Source organism: Gammaproteobacteria bacterium, assembly GCA_003696665.1.
Lineage (GTDB): Bacteria > Pseudomonadota > Gammaproteobacteria > Enterobacterales.
In genome coordinates, this window is the sequence record RFGJ01000460.1 from 1 (window position 1) to 10463 (window position 10463).

At 52.6% G+C, this 10463-nt stretch carries 10 protein-coding genes; 1 reads left to right on the forward strand and 9 read right to left on the reverse strand.

What is annotated here, in order from left to right; genetic code table 11:
• Window positions 1-232: hypothetical protein (locus tag D6694_11350; protein ID RMH39232.1), on the forward strand; the 232-nt coding region annotated here is incomplete at its 5' end.
• A 200-nt stretch (window positions 233-432) separates the two neighbouring features.
• On the opposite strand, the gene D6694_11355 is transcribed toward D6694_11350, so the two are convergent.
• The 9 genes from D6694_11355 to D6694_11395 form a co-directional block, all read right to left on the reverse strand.
• Window positions 433-1380: an SMP-30/gluconolactonase/LRE family protein gene (locus tag D6694_11355; GenBank protein ID RMH39233.1), complete on the reverse strand. Its 948-nt coding sequence runs from the start codon at window positions 1378-1380 to the stop codon at window positions 433-435.
• Window positions 1343-2101, reverse strand: a complete 759-nt coding sequence (locus tag D6694_11360; protein RMH39234.1) for an SDR family oxidoreductase — start codon at window positions 2099-2101, stop codon at window positions 1343-1345. Before D6694_11360 ends, D6694_11355 begins: the two co-directional genes overlap by 38 nt.
• The gene (locus tag D6694_11365; GenBank protein RMH39241.1) at window positions 2098-3006 is read right to left on the reverse strand and encodes a phosphoglycerate dehydrogenase; all 909 of its coding nucleotides are present in this window, start codon (window positions 3004-3006) and stop codon (window positions 2098-2100) included. The genes D6694_11360 and D6694_11365 overlap by 4 nt, the downstream gene beginning before the upstream one ends.
• A gap of 47 nt (window positions 3007-3053) precedes the next feature.
• On the reverse strand, window positions 3054-3764 hold the full coding sequence (locus tag D6694_11370) for an acylneuraminate cytidylyltransferase family protein (protein ID RMH39235.1): 711 nt from the start codon (window positions 3762-3764) through the stop codon (window positions 3054-3056).
• 16 nt (window positions 3765-3780) lie between these two features.
• A complete protein-coding gene (locus D6694_11375; GenBank protein ID RMH39236.1) occupies window positions 3781-4470 on the reverse strand; it encodes a hypothetical protein in 690 nt (229 codons plus the stop codon).
• Window positions 4471-4923: 453 nt separating this feature from the next.
• Window positions 4924-5805: a glycosyltransferase gene (locus D6694_11380; protein RMH39237.1), complete on the reverse strand. Its 882-nt coding sequence runs from the start codon at window positions 5803-5805 to the stop codon at window positions 4924-4926.
• 582 nt (window positions 5806-6387) lie between these two features.
• Entirely contained in the window at window positions 6388-7410 is a 1023-nt protein-coding gene (locus D6694_11385) for a hypothetical protein (GenBank protein ID RMH39238.1), read from the reverse strand.
• A complete protein-coding gene (locus tag D6694_11390) occupies window positions 7343-8857 on the reverse strand; it encodes a hypothetical protein (protein ID RMH39239.1) in 1515 nt (504 codons plus the stop codon). The genes D6694_11385 and D6694_11390 overlap by 68 nt, the downstream gene beginning before the upstream one ends.
• Before the next feature lie 116 nt (window positions 8858-8973).
• Window positions 8974-10329: a hypothetical protein gene (locus tag D6694_11395; GenBank protein RMH39240.1), complete on the reverse strand. Its 1356-nt coding sequence runs from the start codon at window positions 10327-10329 to the stop codon at window positions 8974-8976.
• Window positions 10330-10463: the final 134 nt, after the last annotated feature.

The following is a 10463-nucleotide window of genomic DNA, read 5'->3' on the forward strand; positions in this document are numbered from 1 at the left end:
CCGCACGACCGACATGCAGCTCAAGAACGCGATCTTCGATCTGATCCAGAGCCAGCTGCAGCGGGTGGCCACCGCCAGGGCCCGCCCTGAATATGCGTTTCGGATTGTGGATCCGGCTAAATCTCCGGAACGTCCTATCGAGCCGAATCGTTTGATGGTAATCATATGGGCTCTTGCTGGCGGGGGCGCACTCGGCATGGGTATTATTTTTCTGAATAAAAAGGTATTATAACAATATAACAAACATTGCCGTTTGCTATGCTGGTCTTGATCGACTGTCGTGCCCGTAAGAGCGGCTATTGGTGGCATTTCCACCTCCACCTCTAATGGTCTCTTTCATCTGCTTCATTGCCCTGCACGGGGATGTTTAGGATAAGTGAGAACATCAAGAAACGAGCAATCTTGCAAAAGATTGCGCAGCATCATTCTGTTTCAGATTGGCAACTGCACCCGAGGTATGGAAAGGGCGGTTCGCATTTCTGGGGCTTCGATGAAAAAGAGGCCCCCTGACAGCGGCGCGCATTCCAGTTCTTCCTTGGTTAGGCCAATGCGCGCCGATGTGACGATCAGGCCGGGGGGGCGGCGGTGAACTGGGATGACACTTGTCGGACGAGGTACCGGCAGCCGGATTTCTTGCACGATCGCGCCGCTCTCTGGATCGAACGCGCGCACGCACCAACCGTCCCAGAAGGCTACCCATAACCGTCCTTGACCATCTATATTCATTCCGTCTGGGTATCCGTGGGAAGATTCCAACTGCCGGAAAACGGTGAGCTCAAGTTCCGTGGTGCCTGGTTGCCATCGAGAGCGATAAATGGTCCGGCGCGCAGAATCAGTCAGATAGACACATCCTCGTGAGGGATCAAAGGCCGGCCCATTGGTTACCCGGAACCCCTCCACCATTGTCTGCCATCCCGACGTCGGCGTCCAACGATACCAGCACCCAAGGTCTTCGACCTCCTCGTCATCCATCGTCCCAACCCAGAAACTTCCGTCGGGAGCAACCTTGCCGTCATTGAAGCGCAGCCGCTCATTCGGTTCGGGGAAAGAGGCGATTAATTTAAGTGAAAGAGGTCTGCCAGCACGTGGACGCTTTGCTAGATGGAGCCCTGAGCGAAGCGCCAGCAGAAGATCGCCTCTATCAGTTATCGCAAGGCAACCAATCCATTCCGGCAGCATCCATCGGGCGCGTGCTCCACTACGAAGGCACCAGCGGTGGAGGGCCGGTGCCCGGATGTCAACCCACCAAAGAGCGCTCTGCTCTGGCTCCCATAGGGGACCTTCTCCAAGCAGAGCATTAGCTGGCCATACACACGTGACATTGGTTAAGGGCATGTTTTGCTCAAACTGGATCATGAAGACGCGCCAAGACTCCTCCATCGAGCCACATCGTGCTTCCAGTCATGAAAGCGGCTCCAGCCTCAGATGCAAGGAACCTCACAGCTTGTCCAACCTCTTCGGGTCGTGCAATGCGGCCCAAGGGATGAGCCGTTTTGAGCGCCGCCAACTTATCTTGAGCTTCTTGAAAGCCGGCCGCTAGCATAGGGGTGTCTACGGCGGCGGGGGCCAAGGTGACGACTCGGATTTGCGGCCCGAGATCGACAGCAAGCCCACGAGTAAGACCGTGCAGTGCTGCCTTGCTCGTCGCATAGGCGGCGAAACCAGGCTTTGTAGCGCACGCGTGGACGCTACCAATATTTATGATCAATCCCTGTGTAGCACGCAGTTGGGGCGCCAGCAGGCGCGCCAGCGCGAAGGGCGCGGAGAGATTAACGAAAAGAGTCTCTAGCCAGTCCTTCCAAGAGAGCTCGTCGCATCTGCCGAGACGCTGAACCGCGGCGTTGTTGACAAGCAAGGAGAGCGAAAATTTTCCTAGCTCTCGTGCCAGCCGAGCACCGAAATCCAAGCTTTCTTCCTCTGAGCGGCCGATCCGCGCTAGATCCTCTCTCAGAAAGCAATCGCATGCCTCCTCGTTATCCGGGGGAGAAAGATCGAGTCCGATCACGTGCCACTTGTCAGCACGAAGAGCCCGACCTATTGCCGTGCCGATACCGCCAGCGATCCCAGTGACAAGGGCAGCACGGTTAGCAGGGGCACTCATTTCTTGCAGCCCATCAGTTCAACGAGCAGGTCGATCGCCTGCAGCGAAACACGCTCAACGGCTTCACGGGTGTTCGAGGCATTGTGCGAGCCGAAGATGCACCGCTCGAACGCGCGTAGCGGCGAGTCGGCCGGAAGCGGCTCAGTTTCGAAGACGTCGAGAGCTGCAGAGTGGACGATACCGCGCCGCAACGCCTCGACCAGCGCCGTCTCGCTCACTACTGGACCACGTGCGACATTTACAATTCGAACGCCTGGTTTCAGTCGCTCCAGGATTTCCATATTGAAAAGGTGACGGGTCTTGTCAGTGAGCGGGCACGTGAAGATGATGAAATCCGCCTCGTCTATACGTTCCGGCCAAGTGGCCGGCTCGACTTCGATGCCGCCCGCGGGGCGGAAGCAAGGATCATAGGCAATTATCCGCATGTCGCAAGCGATTAGTCGCCGTGCCGTTTGACGTCCGATATCACCAAAACCTACGAGAGCTGCGGTTCGGCCAGCAAGCGATATACCCTGCGGCTTCGGCCAGCTCGCTCGCAGGCGGATCTCGCGGTCCACCCAAAATGTATTGCGCGCGAGCGCGACGACGTAGTGCATGGCGATGTCAGCCACCTCACGACCAAAGACGCCAGGTGTATGAGCGGTACGGATGCCGAGCCGTCGAGCGGTGTCAAAGTCGATATTATCGGTACCGACACCCCATTTGACCAAGGCCCGCAATCGCCCGCGCGCACCAGCCTCCAGCACCCGAGCTGTGGCCGGATCGTCGCCGGCAATCCAACCATCGAAACCACCAATGTGATGGATGAGTTCCTCTTCGCTCAGGGTCTGTATCACGCGAGGGGCCTCAAACTCCAATCCAAGCTCGGCGAAGCGAGCAACGAACTGGTTTATCATCCCAAGCATGGGCGGGCAGGTCACGAGCACGCGTGGGGTGGATGTTTTCGTGTCACTCATGCGCTACCCTTCCCCTGTCGGTACCGCAGCAGCGCCTCAGCTATTGTCCAGTCGTCTGCATCGTCGATATCGACTGACTCAACTTTCGTTGTTTCAAATAACATCGGCTGTCGGCCAATGCGTGATCCCGTCGCCCGAAAACTCTCGCGGCTAAAAATATAGAGGCAGGAATTTTCTTCGAACCAAGGCTCAAGATCCTGCGTGCGCACGAGGTTGTCGGGATCGTGGTTTACGGGGCTTCCATCCGCGCGATAGAAACGGGTTTGGATGCGGGTGACGGTGAATAACGAATCAGCCTTGCCCTTCGCGCGCGCGTCCCGGAAAGCTGCAATCGCCCGGCGGATGGTGGCGGCGCTGAGGCAGGGGTTGGTGGTGTGAGTCATCAGATAAATGTCGGCCGCGACAGCCTCAATATCATCGGCAAGCACGCGGTTCATGCTGACGAAATCGCCGCACAGTTGGGGTTTGCGATCACGGATCAGCACCCGTCCGCCAAATCCTTCCTCCTTCAGGCCGCTTTCCTTGAGTTCACGTCGCGCATCCGTATTGACGATCACGCGCTCGACTTCGGGAAGTGAAAGGAGCGTGTCAAGTGTCCAGCGATAAAGAGGTTGGCCTGCGATGGTGCGAAAATTCTTTCCCGGCACGCGCTCGCTGTGGCCCTTTATAGGCAACAACGCAACGAGCTTGAAAGCCTGGTCCTGCATCCGGGGCTTCCTCCTATTATTGTCGCCGCTCCAAAGCGACGGCATTGCGGGTCGAGATGACGATCTCGAAGCCCTGCTCTAGTAAATAGGGAATCGCGAGATGTCCCTTGCCCTGCCAGCTGTGGCCATCCCACCAAGAGTCATCAAAGACCACGATGCCACCCTTCGGCATCCTTTCCACCAAGGCACGGGCACAGTCCAGATGCATTTTCCAGCAAAGCTCGTTTTCAATAGAGACACCCAAATGTTCCTCGTATCGTCGTTGTCGTTCTACGCTGTGGTGGCCGTGATCAATGTCGAAGGCATCCAGGTAGCAATAGTGGACTATTCTCTCGCAGGAGGCGAGAAAATCTTCACCTTTCATGTTCACGGCCTCGAATCCATTGCCAAAGCGCGCAAGCGTCGCTGCTGCCTGATGTGTATTCTCGGGGTCCATATCCACTGTCGTAAAGTGCAAACCATAGCGCTGGCAGATCGCGGCGAGCTGGGCCGTGGATCCCTGCCCAGGCAATTTCTCGCGGGTTGACCCAATCTCTACAAGCCATCGTCCCTTCATTGCTGTGCCCTGCCGGCGATGTTCCCGTCTCAACATTCTAATCAACAGCTCGTGCCCGTGACCTTCAATCATGCCAAGACGAAGTAACATCCTGTGAAGAGGTTTGAGAAGACCAATGCTATCAAGAATTATCTTAATATGTTTCTTCATGTTCTTTCCTATCTTCTCGCGTTTATTTTCCTTTTGCCTCGCCTTTGCTCATGAAAAGAAAAACACAAGGCAAACCGGCCCGCATAAAGCTAGTCTTTCTGCTCCGACCGGACATCCTGCAACGCTTTTCATCGTCGCGCGGGATTCTCCGTTGTGCAATCACGCAGCATATACCGAATCTCTCCACACCAAGAAGGAGTGCGGTCCGGTGAGTAGGGAACGCCTCAGGCCACCAAGCTTTCCCACAACATCAATAGCATAGTAGCGCGTAGAGAAAGTTTTCGCTCGGAGGACAAAAGGAAACGACGCAGAAATCTGCCCTATCGTGCGAAAACCAGTCAAGTAGTCGAGATGCTTCATCAGCCGGGCCGTGTGGATTAGGTGTCCAGCCGCATTCATCCTACACACGCCTCCTAATATTTTTTGGGCCCGGCTCGGGCTACACGCGTTCTCTCATCTCGGATAAAAATAGGCCTCTTTGCGTCGACGGGAAAGCTTGCGATGATCGTTGTTGCCGCGCCACGTTCCCCAGTATTGCATCAGGCGAAACATGACGATTTCGCCAGCAAACCGAAGAAAGCACCGATCGCGCAGAGCCGAAGCCCAATCGAACAAAACGCCCGAAACGAAATAGCGGAGGAAGTCGATGAAATCCACATGGATTTCTGGCATGATCGCCTGCAAGGCAATGGCTTCCCTTTCATAGCGCTGGCGGACACGCAGCCAAGACTCCTCATGAATATGATAGACGGGCGCTTCGGCGATATAGCCAACTTTCCAGCCTTGTGCCAACAGTCGTTTGGCTAGATCCATGTCTTCTAACCCTGTAAGCGCTTCATTGAAGAGATTGTCCTGCCAGACCTCACGCAGCAAGGCGGCATTGCCGTTGTTGCAGAAAAACCCCTCCTGCGGCAGAGCACTGCGTTCCGGAAAGTATTTCCGGAACAGTTGCCCTTCCGAATATTTTGACCGCTCGTGGGGCAACTGTCGACCATAGACATAGGCAATCCCTCGTTCGCCAAGCGGAGCGATGAGGCGTTCCAACCAATCGTGGGTGGCCGGAATGCAGTGCCCGCTCAAGAAGACCAGGGCTCTCCCTTCGGCGACGGCGCAGCCGAGGTTTAGCGAGCGGCCAAATGTAAACTCCTCCTTTGAAATGGAAACGAGGCGGCAACCATGCGCCTTTGCGATCTCGCGCGTACCATCCGTGGAACCGGAATCGACGACCAGGACTTCGAACCGCTCACGGGCCAAGGTCTGGTTGGCGATTGCCTCAAGCACCGCCGGCAGCCAACGCGCTTCGTTGTACGTCCGGATAATGATGCTTGCGTCCATTGCTTTCACCTTATCGTAATTTGACAAAGGCTGATCAAGAAGAAGTCGACCTTCTGTTCCTAGAAGTGGCCGAACCGTCTCGCGAAAGCAAGTGGCGCGTATCCGCGACCACCACGGCACTTCTTTTATGATGATTTGTCTAGGAGAAGGATAGGAACGTGAGTTTCCAGCATATTTTCCTGCTTAGACCAACTGCCTCGACACAAAAATTGGTAATGGCCATAGCGCAATCAATCAAACTAAGAAAATCCCCCGCGTCCATTGCAGATATTATGTTGAAAATTTATGAATCTGCGATTTCCACCAACGCCCTCCCTTTACTCAATGAGTGGCGCACGGTCAACTGCAATCCGGTCTCATATCGTCGTCCGAACAGAAGTGCCCAGGGTACAGTACCGAGCTATACCGAAGGCATCTGAAAGGCGACAAAAAATACAAAACATAGCTGTGCCGCTGCTCTAGGCCTTAATATGTTTTGTAAATATAGGTTCAATATTATCTACCAGTTATCTTGCGAGAAACGATATCTTTTAATGTGCGTGATGTATTTCTATGCATGGCTAAATGGGGAGACCACCAGAGCTAAAGCTCTTCTGAGAGTAAATAAAGGCCACGAGCGATGTATGCTCGCCTGAGTGCGCGCCTCAGCGGAGCCGATGGAATTTTCTTGGGCAGAAACGGCATGGTGGTTGCCGAGGGGACATCGGGATAATGAAGCAGCTTTAGCAAGGGGCCCGCGATTAACCTTGCGTATTGCTTCTGCCTGCGGTTAAGGACATCTCCCCATTGGCTTGCCTTGGCCTGCCGGACGTGTCCAGGGGCCTTCTTGCGCATTTGATCTGCTCTTACAGCTTGGGAAACCTCCCAGCGCGCGGATTCCGGCAGGTCAATGGCGAGAAAGGATAAAAGTGTATCATATTCTTCTTCAAAATTTTCCTTTAGTCGTTCATAAAATAAAAAATATACATCCACATTTATATCATTAATTCCTATCAACTGCTTCGCAACGTGATATGTCCATCCACTAATATAGCGAACAAAATGTCTGTTCAGCGTTTCTTCCGGGGTTGCCTCATCAGGCAGAAGGAATTGTTTCCGATACGGAGAGTGAGTATAATGAGCCATAGAGATGGCGACATCTCTAGGATCGCGCACGATGTAGATAACCTTATCAAACATATTTGCAAAATCAGCAAATCCTTTATTATATGCGGAGTGGGTCCAGACTATACTGACGTTTTTCATATATTGATTAATATCTTTGATTGGTTCGTAGAAAAAATGTGAAATGCGTGCCATAATCAAAGAATTTTTGATATCGACGACGTCGATTAAATTCTGGTCTGGCACTCCTAACATCCAATTTTTCGCCAGTTGTTGTATAGAATGATTCTTGATGTAGCCATTAAGGGGGGGCCCCGATCGTTTCAAGGTCTCTAGCAGCAGGGAGTAGACCCAATAATTACCGCTTTTTGGATATCCTGCCTGCAAGATCTTCATTGTTTGCCTTCCTCTTCGACCATGCGCCGATCCGTCGTTATTGGCGGGAGTAAGGGCGGCCACGAAATGAACGACGCCGACCAATGGCTTCCAAGCATACGTCATTAAGAAAGAAGATGGCAATCCATAAAATTATTGGGTACATTATAAAATTGTTTACAAATCCGCCAAAAAATGGAGCGGAAAGTGAAAATAGGGAGAGAAAAACAGCTATAGGAAAAAATTTGATAGATCTCATGTTTAAAAAAATCCTAAAAAGATACTCTGATGATAGTGAAATAATAAATATCATAAATATCGTTATTGAAGGGTCGAAATCCAATATAAGATCTCCTATTAGTGATTTCCATGGGTTTGTTGACATATTGTTTCTCGCAAAAGCGGCTGCAAGTTGTATTCTTATATTTTCCCATTTTTGATACAATTTTGGCTCAATAAGTGAGATGAGGCGGATAATCGCCTTTCCGTTGTAGAAACCGTGCTGCTTAGGGGGGAGAATAGTCGGTTTTTCAAGGAAATATGCTGCCTTGACAAGGCCGTGCGTAAAATACGCTAAGCCGTAAGCGGCGACGGGAGCCTGGGGAATTCCTGCGTTTTCTGCAAGCCAATAGACGGGAGGGCCGAACCTTGCTGGATGGGTCAGGTTAAGAAACTTCTCTGCCGCGTAAATGGCGTTCGGATTCCTGGCCATTGGAAAAACGACGAAAAGAGCATAAAGAACGGCTAGGGCAGCGGCTGCAAACGACCAAGCGCGCCGCAGGCGAAGTGTTGGCAAAGCAACCTGAAAGGAACATCCGTGAGGATATGCTGATGCTCTGGCAACCGCCTTTGCGAGCCAGAATGAAAGGCCAAAGAGTGCAACCATCAGAGCGATACCAGACCGTTTGCCCGTGGAAAGGCCGCTCAGCATGATTGACAGGCTCCCCCAAAAAAAGACAATGATACTTGCAATGCTGACTCGGCGATTTAAAGACCATCTGACAATTACCGTTGTTGTCCAAAGGAGAAAACCTGAGCGAAGTATCGCCTTCAGTGCACTTTCTGGTTGAAAGTCTTGATTCCCCTTCATGGTATCAAGAATTGCAAGCTTTCGAAGCGCCGTCAACGTGAAGCTTTTCAGGGCGGAAACGGCGTCGAGCAAGTCGAACATGCTGACAGCGATAAACAGAATAGAAAAGCCGTAAAGGAAGGTAACAAAAAGGGGCGAATCATCCAACCAGAGAGGAATTGGCCGCCGATCAGGATCCCCAGCTAAAGGGGCCGTCGCAGGCCGCGGGCCCCTTCTGGCAAACCACCAGCCAGTCAATCCTCCAACATGCCATGCCAGAATGGCCACGATAAAATACATAGTCGTCGTTGGCAGAAATGTAGAGTCATAAGTGCCGCCATGAATATATACGACAAAGTGAGATAATAGAAAAATGCCGGAACAAAGAAAACCTAAAGTGGCTATAACCACAGGATCAAGCCATGTAAGTCTTAAAATCCTCTGGTGTATTAGGACAATTGCAGATGTAATAACTATAGATGCTGAGAATATCGCCTGCCCCATGGATTTATTCCTTTTTGAATTGGATCAGATTGCATCGTCGGTTAGGGTCATATAGATGGATCCTCGTATCTATTTGGGTATTCATTTTGAATTTTAAATAATAAATTTATAATCATTTACCCTTTGCCGTGCTCGATACGAAAAATGCTAGGCCTTGTGCAGAACCAAACAAGATATAAATTCAGGGCGATCAATGAGACAGCCGACACCCATGCCACGGTTGTAGGGGTGCCGTAGAAGGCTGCTGCCAACTGGAACGCTGCTGCGCAGATTGTAACCAGTGCGGTTGCTCCCGTCACGACCTTTTCCTGGCCAGCAAGCTGGACAAGTTGGGTAACAGAATTGGTTGCCGCGTTGAAGGCCTGTCCTGCAGCGAGTGCTAAAAGCACGCCTGCGCCGGAGCGATACTCAGGGCCTGCGTAAGCGTTGATCACAGCCTCCGGGAAAAGGCTGATGGGAGCCAGGCACAGACCCGCAATGCTCCCAACCTTCAAGCTGAGAGCCATGGCGAAACGCCGGGCAGCGAAAAAACCTCTCATATGGAGGATGGATGCAAGCTCCGGCACCGCGGTGAGCGCGACGCCCCGACCTATGAGGTTGAAAGCCTGAGCCAGTCGGTGTCCTACCGCATATATTCCCGCGTGTGAGACGCCGAAAAAGACCCCTACCAGCACCAAGTCCATTCGCTGAAGCAGGACCTTCGTAAACACGCCAAAACCGAGCGTGAAGCCCTCGGTCAGCAGACGCCGCGTCTCCGAGCGAAAGGGTTTCATCCTAATCTGGGATGACGCGCCACCCCTCGGCCCGCCGACGTAACCACGTCCCTTCAAGAACATCGCCCACCCAATAAGTTCGGGGAAGCCATATGCAACAGCCAAGGTAATCACAACTCCAGTCGCGCTTTCGCTGCCCGTCAGCAAAACGCCCGATATTGCCAAAAGCGGAGCAAAGATTTCGCGGGGCGCCAAGGCCTTAAAATATTCCCGCAAAACCCGCAGGGCGGCTTCTCTTATATTACTATATGTGAAAATAACTAGAAAAATCATTGTTACAAATAAGGCATGGGTGGGTGCGCTTGAAGGGTGCCACCAAGCGAGATAAATACCATAGGTCAATCCGAGAATGCCAGAAACCGAGCTCAAGGCAATCCCGGCCGCACTAGTAAATCGAAGGGTCGTAACGAAATCGAGTGCACGCGAAAACTCGCGTATCGCATAGGTGGGTGCCCCCAAAGAAGTCAGTGGGATCAGGATATTTACCAACGTAAAGCCGAGAGCGATTTCCCCGAATTTCTCGGTTCCCAATTTTCTGGCCAGCACCGCAAACAGCACGAGCTGCAAAATTTTCGCGCCAGCAAGCAAACATGCGTTGGTAACATATGGCCGCCAACGCCGAGCGTTGCCCTTGTTGTTAGCTTGCCGCGCCGATGAGAGTGGACCATCCATTAAGCCTCCTGTGTGTCGGGGTCTCATGCCTGCGCGTCTTTAACAAGTTCGAGCGCCTGCTCGATGGAGATCTTTGGAAAGACGTTAAGCTTTCCCCCGACAGTGGCATCGTAGATCCGGCGCCCGGCCGCCTCAAACGCCTCTTTGGCTCGGCGGTATCC